20 protein-coding genes are annotated in these 21,396 nt (G+C 64.5%); 13 read left to right on the top strand and 7 right to left on the bottom strand.

Annotated elements, in window-relative coordinates:
• Nucleotides 1–232, top strand: a 232-nt coding sequence (locus RHODMAR_RS28815; protein WP_232433528.1) for a hypothetical protein, incomplete at its 5' end; no start/stop codon positions are given.
• 5 nt (nt 233–237) lie between these two features.
• Here the strand turns inward: RHODMAR_RS28815 and RHODMAR_RS28030 are convergent.
• A complete protein-coding gene (locus RHODMAR_RS28030; RefSeq protein WP_157225917.1) occupies nt 238–486 on the bottom strand; it encodes a hypothetical protein in 249 nt (82 codons plus the stop codon).
• A gap of 17 nt (nt 487–503) precedes the next feature.
• Here RHODMAR_RS28030 and RHODMAR_RS00430 point away from each other — a divergent pair, with 17 nt between their 5' ends.
• On the top strand, nt 504–1,886 hold the full coding sequence (locus tag RHODMAR_RS00430; protein WP_008710039.1) for an amidase family protein: 1,383 nt from the start codon (nt 504–506) through the stop codon (nt 1,884–1,886).
• 60 nt (nt 1,887–1,946) lie between these two features.
• Nucleotides 1,947–3,296: an MFS transporter gene (locus RHODMAR_RS00425; protein WP_008710038.1), complete on the top strand. Its 1,350-nt coding sequence runs from the start codon at nt 1,947–1,949 to the stop codon at nt 3,294–3,296.
• Nucleotides 3,297–3,392: 96 nt separating this feature from the next.
• On the opposite strand, the gene treS is transcribed toward RHODMAR_RS00425, so the two are convergent.
• Complete coding sequence (gene treS / locus RHODMAR_RS00420; RefSeq protein WP_008710037.1) at nt 3,393–5,573, bottom strand: maltose alpha-D-glucosyltransferase; 2,181 nt, start codon at nt 5,571–5,573, stop codon at nt 3,393–3,395.
• Between the two features lie 296 nt (nt 5,574–5,869).
• Between treS and RHODMAR_RS00415 the strand changes: the two genes are divergently transcribed.
• From RHODMAR_RS00415 to RHODMAR_RS00390, 6 genes are all read left to right on the top strand, one after another.
• The gene (locus RHODMAR_RS00415) at nt 5,870–6,382 is read left to right on the top strand and encodes a hypothetical protein (protein ID WP_008710036.1); all 513 of its coding nucleotides are present in this window, start codon (nt 5,870–5,872) and stop codon (nt 6,380–6,382) included.
• Between the two features lie 303 nt (nt 6,383–6,685).
• Complete coding sequence (gene dnaK, locus RHODMAR_RS00410; RefSeq protein ID WP_008710035.1) at nt 6,686–8,530, top strand: molecular chaperone DnaK; 1,845 nt, start codon at nt 6,686–6,688, stop codon at nt 8,528–8,530.
• Nucleotides 8,527–9,189, top strand: a complete 663-nt coding sequence (gene grpE / locus RHODMAR_RS00405) for a nucleotide exchange factor GrpE (protein WP_008710034.1) — start codon at nt 8,527–8,529, stop codon at nt 9,187–9,189. Before dnaK ends, grpE begins: the two co-directional genes overlap by 4 nt.
• Before the next feature lie 31 nt (nt 9,190–9,220).
• The gene (gene dnaJ, locus RHODMAR_RS00400) at nt 9,221–10,402 is read left to right on the top strand and encodes a molecular chaperone DnaJ (RefSeq protein WP_008710033.1); all 1,182 of its coding nucleotides are present in this window, start codon (nt 9,221–9,223) and stop codon (nt 10,400–10,402) included.
• Complete coding sequence (locus RHODMAR_RS00395; protein ID WP_008710031.1) at nt 10,402–10,818, top strand: heat shock protein transcriptional repressor HspR; 417 nt, start codon at nt 10,402–10,404, stop codon at nt 10,816–10,818. The genes dnaJ and RHODMAR_RS00395 overlap by 1 nt, the downstream gene beginning before the upstream one ends.
• Before the next feature lie 503 nt (nt 10,819–11,321).
• The gene (locus tag RHODMAR_RS00390; protein ID WP_042937351.1) at nt 11,322–12,068 is read left to right on the top strand and encodes an FAD-binding oxidoreductase; all 747 of its coding nucleotides are present in this window, start codon (nt 11,322–11,324) and stop codon (nt 12,066–12,068) included.
• 52 nt (nt 12,069–12,120) lie between these two features.
• Here RHODMAR_RS00390 and RHODMAR_RS00385 read toward each other — a convergent pair whose 3' ends face one another.
• Together RHODMAR_RS00385 and RHODMAR_RS00380 are read right to left on the bottom strand one after the other, a co-directional pair.
• The gene (locus RHODMAR_RS00385; protein ID WP_008710027.1) at nt 12,121–12,525 is read right to left on the bottom strand and encodes a MarR family winged helix-turn-helix transcriptional regulator; all 405 of its coding nucleotides are present in this window, start codon (nt 12,523–12,525) and stop codon (nt 12,121–12,123) included.
• Nucleotides 12,522–13,937, bottom strand: coding sequence for a DHA2 family efflux MFS transporter permease subunit (locus RHODMAR_RS00380; RefSeq protein ID WP_008710025.1), 1,416 nt, complete (start codon nt 13,935–13,937; stop codon nt 12,522–12,524). The genes RHODMAR_RS00385 and RHODMAR_RS00380 overlap by 4 nt, the downstream gene beginning before the upstream one ends.
• Nucleotides 13,938–14,081: 144 nt before the next feature.
• Between RHODMAR_RS00380 and RHODMAR_RS00375 the strand changes: the two genes are divergently transcribed.
• A complete protein-coding gene (locus tag RHODMAR_RS00375; RefSeq protein ID WP_008710023.1) occupies nt 14,082–14,312 on the top strand; it encodes a hypothetical protein in 231 nt (76 codons plus the stop codon).
• 1 nt (nt 14,313) lies between these two features.
• Here RHODMAR_RS00375 and rsgA read toward each other — a convergent pair whose 3' ends face one another.
• From rsgA to RHODMAR_RS28570, 3 genes are all read right to left on the bottom strand, one after another.
• On the bottom strand, nt 14,314–15,339 hold the full coding sequence (gene rsgA, locus RHODMAR_RS00370) for a ribosome small subunit-dependent GTPase A (protein ID WP_008710021.1): 1,026 nt from the start codon (nt 15,337–15,339) through the stop codon (nt 14,314–14,316).
• 145 nt (nt 15,340–15,484) lie between these two features.
• Nucleotides 15,485–16,936: an alpha,alpha-trehalose-phosphate synthase (UDP-forming) gene (locus RHODMAR_RS00365; RefSeq protein WP_008710020.1), complete on the bottom strand. Its 1,452-nt coding sequence runs from the start codon at nt 16,934–16,936 to the stop codon at nt 15,485–15,487.
• A gap of 53 nt (nt 16,937–16,989) precedes the next feature.
• Nucleotides 16,990–17,163, bottom strand: coding sequence for a hypothetical protein (locus RHODMAR_RS28570; protein WP_008710019.1), 174 nt, complete (start codon nt 17,161–17,163; stop codon nt 16,990–16,992).
• Nucleotides 17,164–17,268: 105 nt separating this feature from the next.
• Here RHODMAR_RS28570 and RHODMAR_RS00360 point away from each other — a divergent pair, with 105 nt between their 5' ends.
• The 3 genes from RHODMAR_RS00360 to RHODMAR_RS00350 all read left to right on the top strand — a co-directional run bounded on the left by RHODMAR_RS00360 (nt 17,269) and on the right by RHODMAR_RS00350 (nt 21,394).
• Entirely contained in the window at nt 17,269–19,017 is a 1,749-nt protein-coding gene (locus tag RHODMAR_RS00360) for an ABC transporter ATP-binding protein (protein WP_008710018.1), read from the top strand.
• Nucleotides 19,014–20,762 (top strand): ABC transporter ATP-binding protein, encoded by a 1,749-nt coding sequence (locus RHODMAR_RS00355; protein ID WP_008710017.1) that lies wholly within the window; start codon nt 19,014–19,016, stop codon nt 20,760–20,762. Before RHODMAR_RS00360 ends, RHODMAR_RS00355 begins: the two co-directional genes overlap by 4 nt.
• A 65-nt stretch (nt 20,763–20,827) precedes the next feature.
• Nucleotides 20,828–21,394: a TetR/AcrR family transcriptional regulator gene (locus RHODMAR_RS00350; protein WP_008710016.1), complete on the top strand. Its 567-nt coding sequence runs from the start codon at nt 20,828–20,830 to the stop codon at nt 21,392–21,394.
• Nucleotides 21,395–21,396: the final 2 nt, after the last annotated feature.

Genomic DNA, 21,396 nt, shown 5'->3' with positions numbered 1-21,396 from the left:
CCTCGGGACGCGGCGGTTGCGGTCGACGAGGCGGCTGCGATGTCGGGTCGTTCTGTTCTTCGGCCACGATGCAGGAGTCTATCGGGCTGTGACGGTCGCACCGTCGGCGTGCACGGGCCAACTGATCTGCACGATCTACCGGGAACGACGCGACATCGCTCGGTGGAACGGTATTCATCGGGTGGGGTCGACCGCTACGCCGCTGTCGAGTCGTGACCAGCTGCTGCTGTGAACCCCTCATTCTCTGCGCTCATATTGCGTGAAAACACCATCACTTTCGGTGACCGGAACATTTTCTTTACTTCCAGGGCTGATTCGGTCGCATTGTCCGATGGAAATACGCGCATTTTCCGCATGTTGAGAGAACGCGTTGTGGTTGTCGCGCCCGGCGGTCGACAGTATGACCCTGATCCCACTTCCGGTCGCCGCGGCGATCTCTCCCGACAAGGCAGAGCCACATGCGATCTTCCCGTGCAGCAACGACACCCGATGACTCAACCGATGTGCCTCTCTTCGATCTCACCGTCGTCGAAGCGCGTCGGATGCTGGTTGCAGGGGCGGTCACGCCCGAGCAGTACCGAGTGGCGCTACGGGAGCGAGCTGCGCAGGCGGCTGCGTACAACACGACAGTCACCTTCGTCGCGGCCCCGCCCAGCGCACCTTCAGGACCACTCCAGCACATTCCGATCGTAGTGAAGGACAACATCGACGTGGCCGGGGCGGCCACCACGGCAGGTACTCCAGGCCTGATCGCCAACGTAGCGACGGGCGACGCCGGGGTGGTGCGAGGGCTGGTCGCAGCCGGTGCCCACGTCTCCGGGAAGAACGTCATGCACGAGTTGGCGCTGGGGGCCACGACGAACAACCCATTGCACGGGGCCGCCCACAATCCGTGGCAACACGGACGAACGGCCGGAGGGAGCAGCGGTGGCACTGCGGCGGCAGTGGCATTGGGCATCGCGCCCGCCGGAATCGGCACGGACACCGGAGGATCCGTCCGAGTGCCAGCAGCTCTGTGCGGTGTGTTCGGTTTCCGCCCCTCGATCGGACGCTATCCCAACGACGGCATCGTCCCGATCTGCCTCACGCGCGACACCGCTGGCCCGATCGCCCGAAGTCTCGAAGACATCGTCGTTCTCGACTCTGTTCTCGCTCGACGTGTCTCGGTACAGCCGGCACCGGCGATCGCTGAAATACGACTGGGTTTCACTCCCGTGCACTTCACCGACCTCGATTCTGACGTCGCCGAGGCGACCGATAGAGCACGACGGGATCTCGAGAAGCTCGGTGCCACCTCGGTTCTCGTCGATATCGACGACCTCGTAGCCGAGGCATTCGATATCGCGCCACTGCTGGTGTGGGGGGAATTCCGTGCGGCGCTGAGCGGGTACCTGGCGGCGGGACACATCAGCGACGTGGACGGCGTTCTCGACGCGGTACGGAGCCCGGACGTATCCGACGCCATCGCTCGAGGGCTCGATTCCGTGACGAGCGACCTCCATCGCCGAGCGCTCGCCACCCGCGACCGACTTCGAACCGAGCTCACCGAGCGTTGCCGGCGCGCCGGGATCCATGCCCTCCTGTTCCCGACGACCCCCGTAGTCGCTCCGCTCCTCGGTCAGGACGACACGATCGAACTCGCCGGCCGCCGCGTGCCCACCTTCGCCACGATCATCCGACACGGCGACCTCGGAGGAGTGCTCGGACTACCCGGCATCTCCGTACCGATCGGACTCGGTACGGCCAGCGGTCTGCCCGTCGGAATCGAGCTGTCCGCGCCTCCCGGCCGTGACGACACGTTGCTCGCTGTGGCCGGGGAGGTGTCACGCCACATCGCCCGGCCCCACCGCCCGAGCAGCATCCGACTCGCTGCTCTCGGGCACTGACGAACCACCCATCCACCAGGACAGCACGGATCGGCCGTGCCCCGATAGAACGAGGACACCATGAGCCACACCGCAGCAACCGGTCATCGAACACCGACACGGCGAGAACTGATGAAGGTCCGCTTGGCCAGCGGTATCGGTTCCACGATCGAGTGGTACCTCTCTTTCGCATACATCTCCGCCGCAGGTCTGATCTTCAGCCAGCAGTACTTCGGTGCGCTGGGACCCAATGCCTTGATCGTGTCCCTCGGGTCCGTCGCCGCCAGCTTCGTGGCCAGTCCCCTCGGCGGCGTCATCGCTGGTCACGTAGGGGATCGCCATGGACGCAAGTCAGCCCTGATCGGAACCTTGGTTCTGATGGGCTTGGCCAGCCTCGGAATGGGGTTGCTGCCGACCTACGATCAGATCGGCGTCGCGGCTCCGATACTCCTGGTGGCTTTCCGCTTCGTTCAAGGTCTGAGCACCGGCGGCGAGTGGGGAGGGGCCGCCCTGATGTCCGTCGAGTACGCACCACCGGCCAAACGCGGTTTCTACGGCGTGTTCTCGCAGATCGGTACCCCCGCGGGTTTCGTGCTCTCGACGGCCGTGTTCTTCGTTCTGCAGATCACCACCACACCCGAGCAGTTCGAGAGCTGGGGATGGCGAGTTCCGTTCCTGTTCAGCGTAGTTCTGGTGCTCGTCGGGCTGAAGGTGCGGACATCGATCTCCGAGAGTCCCGTGTTCGCCGAGGTGCAGGCTTCGCACGCCGAGGCATCGGTTCCCCTGGCCGAGGCCGTCAACGGATACTCCTGGCGAATGGTGCTCGCCGGTGGGTCGTTCGTGGCCAACATTCTCGCGGGCTTGCTCCTGATCGGCTACCTTTTGCCCTACAGCACAACGAATGTCGGCATGGATGCCAGCGCGGTCCTTCCTCTTCTCACCCTTGCTGCATTCTTGTGGATCGGTACGACCGTGCTCGGCGGCTCGCTCGCGGATCGGTACGGGAGCAGAGCGGTGATGACCTGGGGGTATCTGCTGATAGGGGCGTGGGCAATCCCGCTCTTCATGTTGGTCGACACCGGCAGCCCGGCTGCGTTCGCCGTCGCCGTCAACATCCTGGCGGTGGGACTCGGGCTGTCCTACGGACCGCAGAGCAGTATGTTCGCTGCTCTGTTCCCCTCACACATCCGATACACCGCCGCATCGCTCCCATATGCCGTCGGCGGAATCATCGGTGGAGGTTTTGCACCGGTTACCGCGGAGTGGCTGATCGAGAGAACCGGCACGTCCATCTCGATTTCGATCTACTTGATGTGCTTCGTGGCAATCTCGCTGGTGAGCCTCGCACTTCTGACGCCGGCCCACTTCACCGGATGGCCCAAGGAGACGGCCGCTTCCAAGATTTCCCAGCCCGAAGGGCAAGCATCGTAGAGACGGCACCTGAACTGCCAGAGGAGGCGCTGCTGCTCAGCGCCTCCTCTGTTCGGTGTCATGTCGACCGCACGCCGCGGCGGTAAGTGCTTCGTCTCAGCGCAGCACCACCGCGACGCCCTCGTACGGACGCAGTGTCATCGGGAAGCTGTTCAGCTCGTCCACGGTGGCGATCTCGTTGTCGTCGAACACGTCGATGGCGCAGGTACCCGGCACCAGGTGCTTGGATTGGATCGTCGCGCTGATCTCATCGGACGAGAAGTTGAGCACCGTGGCCTGGATGGTTCCCTGGCCCAGTTCGTGCACCATCACCAGTAGGCCCTTGTGGGAGACCGTGGGAATATCGATCTGCTGGGCGGTGGCGATACCGAACCGCTTGCGCAGCTCGATGATTCGCGCCAGTTGACGCGCGAACGACTGCGGGTCGGCGAGTTGCTCCGGAAGTGAGCCGTACAGGCTGCGTCCGCGGGGTATGCCCGATTCCGAGCGCACGGCCTCGGGGAAGTACCCCATCAAATCGTGTGCGCCGCGGTTGAGCCAGCGGGTGTCGCCCTCGCGGATGAGGTCGTCCACCTCATCGGCGTCGATGGGCAGGATTCCCAGTAGATCCCAGCCCGACAGCGCGAACACACCGGGCTGCAGCGCGTTGTACATCGCGAGTAGCAGGTGGGCTCGCTTGACCGTCTCGATGTCGTCATCGTCCATCCGGTCCAGATCTCGGATGCCGAGCGATGCGGTGATGACACTTGCTGTGGTGCAAGCGATTCCGTTGGTCGTGAACGTTCGGTTGTACGGTGCCCAGCGTCCGGTGAGTCGATCGGTCAGTTCGCCGCGAATACGGTCGCCCAGATCGCAGCCCTTGACCGTCTCGCCGCCGTAGGAGAACTCGTCCTCGGCATGCAGGGTGGCGAAGTGGATGAGCTCGAAGGTCATCTCGTCGTGGTTCTGCAGCGCATGCACCAGCGAAGCAGTGTCCACGCCGTGATCACGGGCCAAAGTCATGGTGAGTCTGAGGAATTCGGTGTTCCCCATCACGAGCGCATGCTGATAGGCCGGACGGTTGATGAAGTCGTACGACAAATCGGCACCGTTGGTGCCCATGGCCTTGATGTCGTCGATGGTCAGGTTCAACTCCTGGAAGGTGAACCCGCCCATCTTGCGCACGACGCTGGCGATCAGGTGATTGGCTGCCTCCGACAACGGGTGGCCCTCGGACCATCCCGGTCCCTCGGCCCGGCGTTCGACTCCGAGAAAACCGTTGGCGTCCAGACGTAGTGCACCCGCGCCCAGATCGGCGATCGAATGACATGCGTCGCCGATCACCAGCCGCATTCCGGCGAAGGAAGGATCGAGCCAGTTGATCGACGGCTGACCGGCCTTGAAGTAGTGCAGGTACACCCAGCGGCGTTCGACTCCGTCGATGCCGACGACGGGAGGAGTTGCGCTCCAGTTGGTTTCCTTGACGCCGAGCTCGTAGAAGATCACGCGCTGCAGCTGGCCGATGATGTACCCGGCGCGAGCGAGATTGGCCTCGGCGTCGGCATCGATGTTCTGGGAATCGGCACCGGCGCGTACCCGGGGGAGTAGATGCCAGTCCTGCGGTTCGATCTCGACCATGTGGTAGATGCCGGGGTAGTCGGCCACGGCCATCTCGGCCAGCCGGAAATCTGCACCCTTACCGGTGTGCCCGGGCACGATGTCGTCGATGACGATGCCGTCGTACGCGGAGGCCACGACGCACAGGCGTCGGAACTCCTCTTCCGAGCCGAACGCAGGGTCGATCTGCATGCCGATGCGGTCGAAGTGGCCGTCGACCGACGGGGTCGGACGCCAGCCGTGGATGCCGCCGGCCACCTTCACCGGGCCGGTGTGCACTGCGGTGACTCCGATTTCGGAGAACGCCTGCCACAGCTTCTCGTCGCCGAGGGTGCTCAGAAAGCTCGTGTGCGGGGCGTTGATCACCGAGATGGGGTAGGCGGTGAACCACACCGGCGCACGTTCGACGGCGGCGCGAGGATCGGGATCGGCATACGGGTTCTGCCACATGCTGCCCTTGCCCGAGAGCTGCTCGGCGATCAATTTCGCGTCCCGCAACATCGACTGTTCGGTGAGCCAGTCCACGTACTCGGGGTTCGATGCCACCGGTTCGCTGTTGGGCGTGGGGCTGCTGCTCCGATTCGCGCGGCGCACGGAAGGGCGAAGTGGTTTGGGCCGAGCCGGATAGAACTTCTCGTCGTAGGTGATCTCGCTCGGTTCGTGCTGCACTTCGGGATCCATGTGCCTCCGTAGCCTCGCTTTTCTTCAACCCTACGTAGGGCGCGGCCGATCCGCAGGGTTGTGGTTCCCCTAATAGTCGAGCGGTGAAACCTAGCGCGCCGACCGCTGAAACCTCCGCCGAATTACACCGATGTCATTCGTCGCTGGGCGTTTCCTTCGATATGCGAACGTCATCGAATCGAGACCGCCTGGTGTGGAATGTCTGATTCCGATAGGACATAGTGAAAGACGTACCAACAGTCCCATGAGTCACATCAGACTCATGGGTCACATCCCCTCAGCTACAGGAGTTGTTCATGCGACGTCTTGCCCGCACATCGATCCTGGCCTCGACGGCCGCTCTGGCCGCCGCCATCGGTGCGGTTGCCCTCGCACCGGCCGCCTCGGCCGAACCGGAACCGGAACCCGTGGGCCCGCTCGGCTCGGTGGTTCTCGAGAGCCCGGACCTGGTGGTGACCATGGCCACCGTCTGTGACACCACAGTCGAGGACGGACCCGAGGGCGGAGTCGTCGCACTGCAGGTCAAGGTCGAGAACATCGGCGCGGACGACGCGTCGAACGTGAACGTCAACTACGGCGCGCTGCCCGGCGTGCAGGGGCAGAACACCGAGACGACCATCAAGGCAGGCGAGGCGGCCACGTACACGGTTCCCTCCGTCGATCGTGAATGGGTCGCACGTCCCGCCGGTGCTGCAGCCTTCGCCACTGCGCTCGATGCCGACTTCATGAACAACATCACCGCCGGACTGCTCAGCTACAGCTGCATCCCCGCGCCGGCCGAGGAGCCCACCGAGGAGCCCACCGAGTAATTCGAGTCACGAGCTTTCTTCCCGCTGCGCCGCGACGATCCCTGCTGATCGTCGCGGCGTACTGCTGTGGAGGGGCTTCGCCCCATGTGAGTAGAAGTTCGTAGCAGGCACCGAATTTCCGTTCACATGCGGCGCAGCCGCTCCCTCGGGAACAAATTCGCCACACCCTCCGTTGTGCAGGTCAGCAGCCTTGAGTGGATGAGGCTCAAGTTGGAAGTTGACGCGATAGATCGCGTTGTGCAAACTTGAGCGGAGTTCGCTCACCCAGGGACTGGAACCCACGCAACAACAGGAGGAAACATTATGGCTCGTGCGGTCGGTATCGACCTCGGGACCACCAACTCGGTCGTGTCCGTCCTCGAGGGCGGCGAACCGGTTGTCGTCGCCAACTCCGAGGGATCACGCACCACCCCGTCGATCGTCGCTTTCGCCAAGAACGGTGAAGTGCTGGTCGGCCAGCCCGCGAAGAACCAGGCGGTCACCAACGTCGATCGCACGATTCGTTCCGTCAAGCGCCACATCGGCACGGACTGGACCGTGGAGATCGACGACAAGAAATACAACCCGCAGGAAATTTCCGCGCGCACGCTGCAGAAGCTCAAGCGCGACGCCGAGGCCTACCTGGGCGAGGAAATCACCGACGCGGTCATCACCGTCCCCGCGTACTTCGAGGACGCACAGCGTCAGGCCACGAAGGAAGCCGGCCAGATCGCCGGCCTCAACGTCCTGCGCATCGTCAACGAGCCCACCGCGGCAGCTCTGGCGTACGGCCTGGACAAGGGCGACGAAGAGCAGACCATTCTCGTGTTCGACCTCGGTGGCGGCACGTTCGACGTCTCGCTGCTGGAAATCGGCGACGGTGTCGTCGAGGTTCGCGCGACGTCCGGCGACAACCACCTCGGTGGCGACGACTGGGACGAGCGCATCGTGACCTGGCTCGTCGACAAGTTCAAGGCTCAGAACGGCATCGATCTGACCAAGGACAAGATGGCGCTGCAGCGTCTGCGTGAGGCTGCCGAGAAGGCGAAGATCGAACTGTCCTCCGGGCAGAGCACCTCGATCAACCTCCCGTACATCACGGTCGACGGCGACAAGAACCCGCTGTTCCTCGACGAGCAGCTCAGCCGCTCCGAGTTCCAGAAGATCACCTCCGACCTGCTCGACCGCACCCGTGCGCCGTTCCAGGCAGTGGTCAAGGACTCCGGCATCGCCGTCAAGGACATCGACCACGTCGTACTCGTCGGCGGTTCGACGCGTATGCCCGCCGTTTCCGAGCTGGTCAAGGAACTCTCCGGCGGACGCGAGCCCAACAAGGGCGTCAACCCGGACGAGGTCGTGGCCGTCGGTGCCGCACTGCAGGCCGGTGTCCTCAAGGGTGAGGTCAAGGACGTTCTGCTCCTCGACGTCACGCCCCTGTCTCTCGGTATCGAGACCAAGGGTGGCGTCATGACCAAGCTCATCGAGCGCAACACCACCATCCCGACGAAGCGTTCCGAGACCTTCACCACCGCTGACGACAATCAGCCCTCGGTGCAGATCCAGGTCTTCCAGGGTGAGCGCGAGATCGCCTCGCACAACAAGCTCCTCGGCTCCTTCGAGCTGACCGAGCTGCCGCCTGCTCCTCGCGGAGTGCCCCAGATCGAGGTCACCTTCGACATCGACGCCAACGGCATCGTGCACGTCACGGCCAAGGACAAGGGCACCGGCAAGGAAAACACGATCAAGATCCAGGACGGCTCCGGCTTGTCCAAGGAAGAGATCGACCGCATGGTGGCCGACGCCGAAGCTCACGCAGACGAGGACAAGGCTCGTCGCGAAGAGGCCGAGGTCCGCAACCAGGCCGAGTCCCTCGTCCACCAGACGGAGAAGTTCGTCAAGGACAACGAGGACAAGGTCGACGCCGAGCTCAAGGGACGCGTCGAAACTGCCATCGCCGACGCCAGGACGGCTCTTGCGGGCAGCGACATCTCGGCCGTCAAGACTGCCGTGGAGAAGCTCTCGACCGAGTCGCAGGCTCTCGGCACCGCCATCTACGAGGCTCAGGCCAAGGAGCAGGGCGGCGCAGAAGGCGAGGCTCAGGCCGCTGACGACGGTGTCGTCGACGCAGAGGTTGTCGACGAGCCCGCCGACGACGCGGAGAAGAAGTGACGTCGGGTAACTCCGAGCAAGAACCGGTCACTTTCGTGGACAAGCGGAAGATCGATCCCGAGACCGGTGAAGTACGGGAAGGTGACGCAGTTCCGGAGCCCCTCGTGGGCACCGGCTCTGCGCCCCAGCCCGGCTCGGTAGAGGAAGGGACGGACAGCGAGATGGTGGTCGAGCCGGAGGTCGTGGAGGATCCTCGCGATACTCAGGTCTCCGAACTCACTGCCGATCTGCAACGAGTCTCGGCCGAATACGCCAACTACCGGCGGCGCACCGATCGTGAGAAGCAGAGTGGTGCGGAGAACGCGAAGGCGTCCGTCGTGTCGCAGTTGCTTCCGGTTCTGGACGACCTCGAGCGAGCTCGCCAGCACGGCGATCTCGAAACCGGACCGCTCAAGTCGGTGGCCGACAAGTTGGCAGGGGTGTTCTCGAACATCGGCCTGACCACCTTCGGGGCCGAGGGCGACGCGTTCGATCCGGCCATTCACGAGGCCGTCTCGCACGAGGGCGACGGCAGCAGTCCGGTCGTCGGAACACTGATGCGTCCGGGCTACAAGCTCGGCGAGCGTGTTCTGCGTACCGCGATGGTCGGTGTCGTGGACAGTGCTGACGAGGGCACGGCAACGAGAGAATCGGATGCACCTGCGTCCGACGAGCAGTAAAAAGAAATAGCGCGAGAGGAGGAAACGCCCGGTGAGCCAGCGGGAGTGGATCGAGAAGGACTTCTACAAGGAGCTGGGCGTTTCCTCCAGCGCTACTGCAGAAGAAATCAAGAAGGCGTACCGAAAGTTGGCCCGGGACAACCACCCCGACGCCAATCCCGGCAACGAATCGGCCGAGAACAAGTTCAAGGCGGTCAGCGAGGCACACGCGATACTCGCCGACCCGGCCAAGCGCAAGGAATACGACGAGGCCCGACGGCTGTTCGCCTCGGGCGGCTTCGGTAGTCGCGGCGGCGGTGGATTCTCACCCGGCGCAGGTGGATTCGGCGGCGGCGGAGGTCAAACCTTCGACGTAGGCGACATCTTCGGCCAGGGCGGAGGTGCCGACGGCGGAATCGGCGACCTGTTCGGTGGCCTGTTCAATCGCGGCGGCGGGGCGCAGCGACCGCAGAACAACCGTCCTCGACGCGGTAGTGACGTCGAAACCGAGACCTCGCTGCAGTTCCGAGAGGCAGCACAGGGTGTGACGGTCCCGTTGCGGTTGACCAGTCCGTCCTCGTGCACCACGTGCCACGGAAGCGGTGCCAAGCCCGGAACGAGCCCGCGGGTGTGCCCCAAGTGCAACGGCCAGGGCGTCGTCAACAGAAATCAGGGCGCGTTCGGCTTCAGCGAGCCGTGTGACGACTGCCGCGGTAGCGGATCGATCATCGACGACCCGTGCGTCGACTGCCGCGGCACCGGAGTGCAGAACCGCACCCGCACCATCACCGTGCGCGTGCCGGCCGGCATCAGCGACGGCCAGAAGGTGCGACTTGCCGGTCAAGGTGAAGCAGGCCTGCGCGGTGCGCCGTCCGGCGACCTGTTCGTGACCGTACGGGTCAAGCCCGACAAGGTATTCGGCCGCACCAACGACGACCTGACGGTGACCGTCCCGGTGAGCTACGGCGAGCTGGTGCTCGGTACCACGCTGTCGGTGCCCACCCTGGAAGGCCGAGTGGGAGTGAAAGTTCCACCGGGAACCGTCGACGGTCGAGTGCTGCGCGTGCGCGGACGCGGCATACCGAAGAAATCCGGCACCGGCGACCTGATGGTGACCGTCAAAGTTGCCGTCCCGCAGAAACTGGACGATGCTGCTACCGACGCTCTGAAAAGCTATCTGGAAGCCGAGAAGGCCAGCGGATTCGACCCGCGGGCCGGGTGGGCAGGTGTGTGATGTCGGTCCCTCCCGAGGGTGGTGCCGCGAAAGCCGTTGGAGCACAAGCTGATCCCGACGCCCAGATCTTCGTGATCTCGGTCGCCGCGCAGCTTGCCGGCATGCACGCGCAGACATTGCGCACCTACGATCGACTCGGACTCGTCACCCCACACCGCACCACCGGTGGCGGTCGACGCTACTCGCCGCGTGACGTCGCACTGCTTCGTGAAGTGCAGCGACTGTCCCAGGACGAGGGCGTCAACCTCGCAGGAATCAAGCGCATCATCGAGCTCACCAATCAAGTCGAGGCCTTGCAGTCGCGCATCAGCGAACTGGCTCAGGAACTGGCCACGGTGCACGCCAGCTATCGCCGCGACCTGGTGCCGATTCAACGCAATGCCCTGGTGGTCTGGAAGCCGCGACACCAGCGCTGACTTACTGGAACTCCGCAGCTCGCACACGCGCGCGCCTTTGTCAGGTGCGCGCGTTTCGTGTCTGTATCGGCCACTACTTCGCTCGCATCCGGCGAACGCGCACGCGTTTGCGGGGAGTGCGATGCGGAGGGGGCTCAGGGCCAGGTGCTGAGCTGGGGTCTCGCGCGCTGGGGTCTCGCGCGCGGGGGTCGAGTTTCGGGTCTTGTGCCCTGCGTCGGTCGGGCTACGGGGTTCCGCAGCTCGCAAACGCGCGCGCACTTGTCAGATGCCCGCGTTCTCGCGCCCGTATCGGTCACTATTTCGCTCGCGTCTGGCAAACGCGCGCGCACTTGTCAGGTGCGCGCGTTCTCGTGCCCGTATCGGTCACTACTTCGCTCGCGTCTGGCAATCGCGCGCGCATTTGCGGCGACTGAGTACCCCGAGAGCGAGACTCGGGGCCGACCGTCCGGCGAACGCGCACGCGTTTGCGGAGAGTGAGACCCGCAGCCCCTATCCTGGTCGACATGCAGGCGTGGAGTTCGACAGTCGTTCAGTATCATCGCCTTCGGAACGACCTTGCGGTGATTCGACTCGAAGGCGACGCGGTGCCGTTCAAGGCAGGCCAGTCGGTGTCGGTGGCAGTTCCCCAGAATTCTGCTCTGACGCGGCGGTACTCGCCCGCATTGCCGCCGTCGCTCGACGGCAAGCTGGAGTTCCACGTCCGCGCGGTTCCGGCCGGCTGGGTCAGTGGCGGAATTGTCAACGAGACACGGCCCGGTGACGTCTGGCAGATCAGTGATCCGCAGGGTGGCCTGCACGTCGATGATTCGGGGCGCGACGTCGTGATGATCGCGGGCGGCACCGGACTGGCCCCGTTGCGCGCAATTCTGCTCGACCTCACGCGCTGGGAGCGGCCGCCGAACGTGACGCTCTTCGTCGGCGGCAAGTCTCCGCGCGATCTCTATGCCGGGGACATGCTGTGGTTGATGGCGTCAGAATTGCCGTGGTTGACCGTCGTACCGGTGGTCGACCAGCTGCACGAGCCTTGGGCGTCGGATCGTTGGAACGACCGAATTCGTGCCGACGTCGATTCGGCCGCAAAGTTTTTCGAGCCAGAGCACTGTTGGGAGGGGAGTGTGGCCGACGTGATCGCCGCGCAGGGCCACTTCTCGGATCGGCAGATTCTGGTGTGTGGATCGCCGGGTATGGAAGCGGCGACGATGCGCGCACTCGTCGAGTCCGGTACCCCAGCCGAGCTCATCCGCCGCTGAATCACGGGAGCCGCTGAACCACGGGAGCCGCTGAACCACGGGAGCCGCTGAATCAGGGGAGCTGCAAAATGCGTCGCAGCTGCGCCAGGTCGTGCGCAGATACGGTCGTGAAGTCCGGCGGCGGGGCGTCGGCGATGGCTCGGGCTTTCTCGGCGAGGCGGCGTCCGGCATCGGTGAGTCCGATGATGCGGCGTCGGCGATCGTCGGGATCTTCGGTGCGGATCACCAGTTCTCGCTTTTCGAGTTCGCGAATGTTGAGCGAGACGTACGGAGCATCCGACGCGAGAATGTCGGCCAGCTCGGTCACCGTCCGATCCGCCGCGAGCAGTTTGGTCAGCAGCTTGGCGCGCAGGAAGCTCATGCCGGTTGCCTCGGCGACGGCTCGTCGGGTGTCGTGTTTCTCGAGCATCAACGCGCGCATCTCCCGCCAGACGTGCGCCGCCTCGGAGTCGGTCATACGAGCACCGGACGGCCGATGTTCTCGGCGGTCGATCGGGCCCACTGGCCGGTGGTGACCAGTGCGAGCACGGTGACGACCACGCCTGCGCCTGCGATGACGAACCATGCGGGCACGGCGGCGGCGGTGAAACCGTCGGAGATCGCACCGACGATGCTCGCGGTGACGATGGCACCGACTACGGCCACTCCGAGCGACTGGCCCACCTGCCTACTGGTCGACGCGATGGCGGACGCCACTCCCGCCTGGCTGCGCGGCATTCCGGACACCGCGGTGTTGGTGATCGGGGCGTTGACCATGCCGAAGGAGATTCCGAAGATCACGTACGCGGTCGCCAGCCACGCGAACGAGGTAGTCGGAGTGAGTCGGGTGAGCATCAGTGCCGAGGTCACGAATCCGATTCCGGCCACGAGCAGCGGAATGCGAGCGCCGAGGTTGCCGACGATGCGTCCGGAGATCGGCGCGAAGATCAGGGTCATCACGGCCATCGGCAAAGTGTAGAGACCGGCATGCAGGGGTGAGTAGCCGCGCACATCCTGCAGGTAGATGGTGTTGAGGAAGAGGAATCCGCCGAGGGAGGCGAAGGCACACACCGCGATCACCGTCGCTCCGCTGAACGGTGCGCTACGGAAGAACTTCAGCTGGATCAGTGGTTCTTCGAGACGCGACTCGACCACCACCAGGCCGATGAGGGAGCCGACGGCAACGGCACCGGTGAGCACGATCAGCGGCGATCCCCAGCCCTTCGCGGGACCTTCGATGATGGTGAAGACCAGGGACGCGAGAAACGCGAGGATGAGTAGCTGACCGGCCGGGTCGAACTTTCTCGCGTGCTCGGCTTTGGATTCGGGGACGAACTTCAACGTCATGGCCATCGCGAAGATGCCCACGGGCACGTTGATCCAGAATATGGACTGCCAGCCTGCCCCGGTGACGAGGATGCCGCCGAGGGCGGGACCTGCCGACATCGAGATCCCGACGACGGCACCCCACATTCCGATGGCCCCGGCGCGTTCTTTGGGGTCGGTGAAGGTGTTGGTGATGATCGACATCGCGACGGGATTCATCATCGAGCCGCCGACGGCCTGCAGCATGCGGAAGGCGACGAGCCAGCCCAGTGACGGTGCGATGCTGCACAGAAGGGACCCGAGCACGAACGTCCCGGTGCCGATCAGGAAGAAACGTTTGCGCCCGAACTTGTCGGCCATCGAGCCGCCGAGCATCAGCAGTGATGCCACGACCAGTGTGTATGCGTCGATGATCCACTGCAGACCGGACACCGACGCGTTGAGGTCGGTGCGCATCGACGGCAGTGCGACATTGACGATCGTGTTGTCGGTACTGACGAGAAACAGGCTCAGGCAGCAGATGCCGAGTACCAGATACCGGCGTCGTCGAGTCAACTCGGCCACGTCCACCTCCCGTGAATTACTTGTATATCTACAACTATTACATGAGTACTCCTAATTTGTTCGACGAGCAAGTGAGATGCGGCCAGGCGTTGCCCGATAGGGTGTGGGCCACATACTTGCTGTAATTGTGAATGGAGAACAACAGTGGCTTCCGAGATCGCACCAGGAGACCTGGTTCAGGCGTCCGGGCACGCCGGACCGTGGAAGGTGGTCGAGATTCGTCAGGGTCTGGCGTTGCTCGAGCATCACGACGGGCATCGACTGTCGGTACGCACCACCACAGTCGAGGTAGTGCGCAAGGCGTCGAGCAGCGGGGGGTCGACGCCGCAGGCCGAGGCCGAGGGCGAAAGTCCCTCGCTGTTCGACGAGAGCTGACCTACCGCAGTTTCCGATCGACCGCGTACTTCCGGCGCAGCGATTTCGAGATCTGCTTGTACTCCCGCAGCTTCTCGTTGCGGGCTCGGGCGTCGTGCCTCGACGTCGCCCAGGCGTTCTCCCGCAGTAGCTTTCGGTAGTTTCCGAGTCTGCGTTCGGTGAGCTCGCCCGCGTGGACGGCTGCCAGTACTACGCAGCCGGGTTCGCTTCGGTGCGCGCAGTCACCGAACCTGCACAGTGCGGCCAGTTCTTCGATGTCGGAAAATGCGCTCGCCACAGCGTCTTCCGATCCCTGCACGCCCACCGACCGCAGTCCCGGTGTGTCCAGCAATATCAACTTCGTGTCGGGAATCGGCACCAGTTCCCGATGCACCGTCGTGTGCCTGCCCTTGCCGTCTGCCTCACGGGTGTCACCGATGGCAAATGCAGTGCCGCCGAGCAGCGCGTTGCCGAGTGTCGACTTCCCCGAGCCCGACGGCCCGATCAGCGCAACTGTGCCGCGCAGATGCATTGTCAGCGCGTCGATTCCGCCACCCGATAGTGCGCTGGTCCGGCAGACTGCAACGCCAGGCGCGGCGGCCAGTACCTGTTCTTCGGCAACGCTGCCCCTGTCGCTTTTGGTGATCGCGACGACGGGAAGGGCACCGCTGCCCCAGGCGAGGGTGATGTAGCGTTCGACGCGACCGAGATCGAGGGCGGTGTCCGACGCGACAGTGACCACGACGGTGTCGACATTGGCCCCGAGAACCTGTATCTCGGAGGTGGATCCGGCGGATGCGCGTTCGATGGCCGTTCTGCGAGGCAGTATTTCGGCGAGAACGAAGGTGTGCCCGGAGTGCGGGTGCAGGGCGACCCAGTCTCCGGCGCAGGTGTGAGTGCCGGCGACGCGGACGATGCCGTCGGCGGTGGCGGCATCGAATTCACCGCGGTCGACTCGGACGACGCGGGCGAGAACTGATCCTGGAGAAAGCTTTTCGAATTCTGTCAGCCAGTGCTGATCGAGGCCGTACCGGTCCAGTGTAAACATGCGAGAGATCCTTCGGGGAGGGGTGAACGTGGGCTCGGGTACGCGCTCGTCCAGGTGGCCACGATGCCCACCTCCTCGCTTCTCGAATGCATGAAAAAACCGTCGACGGCAAATTAGCAGCCGTCGACGGTTTCAGGAAAGCGATTTACCTCTGCGCGGGGCTCGGGCCCTCTGCGGGTTGTGCAAGTGCGGTGAGGAAGGAGCGGGCCCAGCGATCGACGTCGTGCGCGAGCACCTGTCGACGCATGGCGCGCATGTGGCGCTTGCCTGCTTCGGGTTCCTGTTCGAGCGCCCAGATGATCGCGTCCTTCACGCTGTCCAAGTCATGGGGGTTGCACAGGTATGCCTGTCGCAATTCTGCTGCAGCACCGGTGAATTCGCTGAGCACCAGCGCGCCGCCGAGGTCGCTGCGGCAGGCCACGTACTCCTTGGCGACGAGGTTCATGCCGTCGCGCAGTGGGGTGACCAGCATGACGTCGGCGGCGACGAAGTAGGCCAGTAGGTCGTCGCGGGGGATCGGCCGGTGCAGGTAGTGCACCACCGGATGGCCCACCTGTCCGTACTCGCCGTTGATCCGGCCCACTTGCTGCTCGATTTCGCCGCGCATCGCGACATAGCTCTCGACGCGTTCACGGCTGGGCGTCGCCAACTGCACGATGACGTTCTCGGCGGGATCGACCCTGCCCTCTTCCAGCAATTCGCGGAAAGCGTTGAGCCGGACGTCGATTCCCTTGGTGTAGTCGAGTCGGTCGACGCCGAGCATGATGCGCTTGGGGTTGCCGAGATCTTTGCGGAGCTGTTTCGCTCGATCGCGAACGGCCTTCGAGCGTGACTTGGTGTCCAGTTCGCCGGAGTCGATAGAGATCGGGAAGGCTCCGACGCGCACGGTTCGGAACCCCACCTGCACGACGCCGAGCTTGGACCGCACCCCGACGGTGCCGCGAGAGGTGGTTCCCCCGGCGAGGCGTCGGGCAAGGTAGAGGAAGTTCTGCGCGCCGCCGGCCAGATGGAAACCGATCAGGTCGGCACCGAGCAGGCCTTCGACGATCTCGGTGCGCCACGGCATCTGCATGAACAGCTCGATCGGCGGAAACGGGATGTGCAGGAAGAACCCGATGGTCAGGTCGGGCCGCAGCATCCGGAGCATCTTGGGGACGAGCTGGAGCTGATAGTCCTGGATCCAGACCGTCGCGCCCTGCGCCGCCGCCTCGGACGTCTTCTCGGCGAAACGACGGTTGACCTCGACGTAGGCGTTCCACCAGTCGCGGTCGTACTCCGGTTTGACGATGACGTCGTGGTAGAGCGGCCACAAGGTCGCGTTGGAAAAGCCCTCGTAGTACTGCTTGTATTCCTTCTCGCTGATCGGCACCGGCCGCAGCTGCAAGTCGTCCTCGACGAACGGCTCGACGTCGACGTCGGACACACCGACCCATCCCACCCAGGCACCTTTGTTGGCGCGCAGAATCGGCTCCAGGGCGGTGACCAGACCGCCCGGGCTTCGCTTCCATCTCGTGCTTCCGTCCGGAAGCTTTTCCAGATCGACCGGCAACCTGTTGGCTACGACGACGAAATCCGAACCCTGCGAGGCGTCAGCCACAACTGTCCAATCCGCTTGTTAGATCTCTGGGTGTTCGGCCTTGCGAAAACCCGTCAGTCGGTCTTCGCTACGGGGTCTATACCCAGCATCGACAACAACATGCGGCATTCGTCTGCATCGGTGGCGTATGCGGCGACGACGCGCTGAGCCTGGCTGGCCGTCTCGTACTCGAGTGGGACGATGTCTTCGTCGGCGATGTCGTTGTCGGTCGATGTCTTGGCAGGCATGGTGTTCTCCGTACTCTCTACTGGACTTTTTCGGTGTTCTCTGGCCCCGACTCTATGTAAATGTGGCACCCCATCGCCAGTTCCCGATGCCTTAGGCTGCAGCAAATGACCGATTCTGTACTGCTCCGCGATGCTCGGGCGGTGGTGGAGGCACCTTCTGCGGCAACCGGCACTGCGATTCTGCGCCGGACCGTACGACGGCATCGCACCCGTCTGATCGTCTCGTCGCTGCTGTTCGGCGTCCATCAGCTGTGCGAAACGATGGTCCCGGTGGCCATCGGTCTGATCGTTTCGCGCGCCATCGACACCGGTGATGTGACGGCGATGATCGTCTCGCTCATCGGGCTGGCGGCTCTGTTCGTCACTTTGTCCTATGCGTGGCGCATCGGTGCCCGCATCATCGTGGTCGCGATCGAACGGGAGTCGTATCTGGTGCGCGTCGAGGTCGCCGGACGCGTCCTCCATCCCCGAGGATTGCGCACCGACTTGTCCGCGGGGGAGCTACTGACGGTCTCGACATCGGACGCCGAGAAGGAGTCCTGGATTCTCGATCTGATCGCCCGGGTCTTCGCATCGGCGGTGGCAGTCGTCGCGTCGGCGGTGGCGTTGCTGGTTATCGACGTTCCCTTGGGGCTGGCAGTCGTCATCGGCACCCCGGTCATTCTGATTGCGCTGCAGCATCTCGCCCCATTGCTCACTCGCGCGGCGACCGAGCAACAAGCCCGGGTGGCCGGGGTATCGGGCATGGCCACGGATCTGGTCAGCGGAGTGCGCCCTCTGCGCGGCATCGGTGCCGAGGACGCTGCCACTCAGCGGTTCGTGACGTCGAGCCGTTCGGCCTTGACTGCGACGCTGAAGCTCGCCCGCGCGAACAACGTCTACCAGGGCCTCGCGGCGGCGATCAACGCGCTGCTTGCCGTCGGGATCGCCGGAACGGCCGGCTGGTTCGCGCTGCAGGGACGCATTTCGGTCGGCGAGTTGATCACCGTCATCGGGTTGTCGCAGTTCGTCATCGAACCGTTGACCGGGCTGTCGAGAATCCCCGGTGTGGTGGCGACGGTGCGTGGATCGGCTGATCGACTCGCCCTGGTTCTGGGAGCGGAACACGTTCTGCCGCAGTCGGATTCGGTTCTTCCGGTAGGCACCGACCTTGAGGTGGACGAGGTTCGGTTTCGATCTCTCGACGGCATCGGCTTTCGGGCCGCACCGGGTGAACTACTCGGCGTGGTCACCTATCGGCCACAGGACGGCGAAGCCCTTGCCGCCCTGCTGTCCGGCCAGGTCTCCGACGCCGATTTCACCGGAACAGTGCGGATCGGCGGCATCCCGGCGGGGCAGATCGACCTTCGGCGAGCCCGCGAGACCGTTCTCGTCGAGCCGCACATCACCGACCTGTTCGCCGGAACCGTTCGTAGCAACGTCACCGCCGGGCGGGAGCGGCCCGACGCCGAACTCGGCGCCATCCTGCAGGCCTCGGCGGCCACCGACGTCGTCGAACTGCACGAGGCGGGCCTCGACCATGCCGTCACCGATCGCGGAGCCAGCCTGTCCGGCGGGCAACGCCAACGAGTCGCGTTGGCGCGGGCGCTCTCGGTCGACGCGCCGGTGTTGGTGTTGCACGACCCCACCACCGCGGTCGACGCCGTCACCGAACACGACATCGCTCGCGGCATCGGCGAGCTTCGGCACACCGGCAGTGCCGCTCAGACGACCATCCTGATCACCACGAGCCCCGCATTGCTGTCGGTGACTCATCGCGTTCTCGTCGTCGACGGTGGACGCGTCGTAGCCGAGGGGACTCACCACGATCTCGCGTCCTCGGACGCGCATTACCGGGAGACGGTGCTGCGATGACCACCCCCGAACTACTCCCGATCGCCACCGGTGCGCGCTCGGGTCGATGGCTGCTGGAACAGCTGCGATTACGGAAGGCCCGAACGGCGGTGACGCTGCTGCTCGGTGCGATTGCCGCCGCGATGTCACTGGTGCCCGTGTATGTGCTCGGGGTATTGGTCGACCGTGTCCGTGACGGAGCCGGCCCTCAGGCGATCGTCGGTGTCGTCGTGGTGATCTCGGTCGCTGCCGTGCTCGGCGGGATCGTGACCGGCTTCAGCGGCTATCTCATCAGCACCCTCGGCGAGGGGATCCTGGCCTCGTTGCGCGAGGCCGTCGTTCGTCGCGCACTACATCTGCCGGTAGCCACATTGGAGCGAGTGGGCAAGGGCGACTTGCTTTCCCGGGTCGGCGACGATGTCGCGGTGATGGCGAAGTCGATCGGCGAGGTCATTCCACAGCTCGTCGGCGCATTCCTGCTCGTGTGCCTGAGCATGATCACGATGCTCGGCATCGACTGGCGCCTGGGCCTCGCCGGGCTGGTGGCGTTACCGATGTACATTTTCGCCTTGCGCTGGTACCTGCCGCGTTCGGCTCCGCTGTATGCGGCCGAACGTGTTGCAATGGGTTCACGGGCGCAGTCGTTCGTCAGCAGTATGCAGGGCGCGAAGACGGTGCGCGCGTACGGACTCGAGTCTGCGCATCTCGGCGAGATCGACCGAGCGTCGGCGAAGGCCCGCGACATCGGCGTCGATGTGTTCCAGTTGTTCACTCGATTCGCATCGCGGAACAATCGCGCCGAATGCGTCGGCTTGTCGGTGATTCTGTTGGCCGGATTCTTGCTCGTACGAGGCGATTACGTGACGGTCGGAGAGACGACAGCCGCCGCCCTGCTGTTTCATCGTCTGTTCAATCCGATCGGTACCTTGCTGTTCACGTTCGACGACATCCAGTCCGCCGGTGCCTCGTTGGCCCGTCTCGTCGGCGTCGTCGATATTCCCGACGAACGGCCCGTGGGCGACGGTTCCGTACCCATCGACGCCACCCTGGATGTCGCAGATCTTCGGCACGCGTACGAAACCGGCCACGACGTGCTGCACGGAGTGAGTCTGCGCATCGGCGCGGGGGAGACCGTGGCGCTCGTCGGATCCACCGGCGCCGGCAAGTCGACGATCGCGGCCATCGCGGCCGGTTCGATACCGTCGACTTCGGGGACCGTTCGCGTGGGCGGCGCGACGCTGGACGCGTTGGGCAGTGCGGGATTGCGGCGGCACGTGGCAATCGTCAGTCAGGAAGTACACGTGTTCGCCGGCCGGTTGATCGACGACGTGCTGCTCGCCGCGCCGGATGCCGATCGCGCCGATGTCGAGTCCGCACTGCGCACAGTCGGGGCATGGGGATGGGTCGATGCGCTTGAGGACGGGCTGAACACCGCCGTCGGCGAGGGTGGACACCAGCTGACCGCGGCGCAATCACAGCAATTGGCATTGGCGCGTTTGGTTCTCGCCGACCCGGCCGTTGCGGTGTTGGACGAGGCCACCGCGGAGGCCGGCAGTTCCGGTGCACGGGATCTCGAAGCGGCCGCGGAGGCAGCGACGAAGGGGCGCAGCACGTTGATCGTCGCGCATCGTCTGACGCAGGCCGCTGCGGCCGACCGCGTGGTGGTGCTCGAGCACGGCCGAATCGTGGAGGAGGGTCCGCACCAGGAGTTGGTCGCTGCCGGTGGGCGTTATGCACAGTTGTGGGAGGCGTGGCAGGGGCGCTGATGGATGTAGCTATTTGCCTATAGGTATTAGTTTTGGATACGGTGTCCTCGAACGAGGAGGCCGATATGGGACGTGCCGGATTGAACGCGCAACGCATCGTGCGTGCGGGAGCCGACCTGGCCGATGAGGTCGGCTTCGAGCGTGTGACCGCGAGCGAGATTGCCAGGCGTTTCGATGTCAAAGTGGCGAGCCTGTACTCGCATCTGAAGAATGCGCACGAGTTGAACGTCGGCATCGCGTTGCTGGCGTTGGAGGAACTGGCCGACCGGGTGTCGGAGGCACTGGCCGGCCGCGCAGGCAAGGACGCGCTGGTGGCCGTCGCGAACGCGTATCTCGACTATTCGCGCGAGCATCCCGGTCGCTATGCTGCGACGCAGTTTCCGCTCGATCACGAGACCGCGATGGCCAGTGCGGGGGTGCGGCACTCGGCGATGATGAAGGCCATCCTGCGGGGCTATCACCTGACCGAGGCGGACCAAGTTCACGCTGTTCGATTGCTGGGCAGCCTGTTTCACGGCTATGCCAGCCTCGACGCATCCGGCTCGTTCAGCCACAGCGCACCCGACTCGCAGCAGTCCTGGGTCCGCATTCTCGACGGAATCGATACTCTCTTACAGCAGTGGAGGCAGTGACA

The organism is Rhodococcus sp. AW25M09 (genome assembly GCF_000333955.1).
Lineage (GTDB): Bacteria > Actinomycetota > Actinomycetes > Mycobacteriales > Mycobacteriaceae > Rhodococcoides.
The sequence above is the reverse complement of the archived record's forward strand: the minus strand, read 5'-3'. Positions and strand labels throughout refer to the sequence as shown.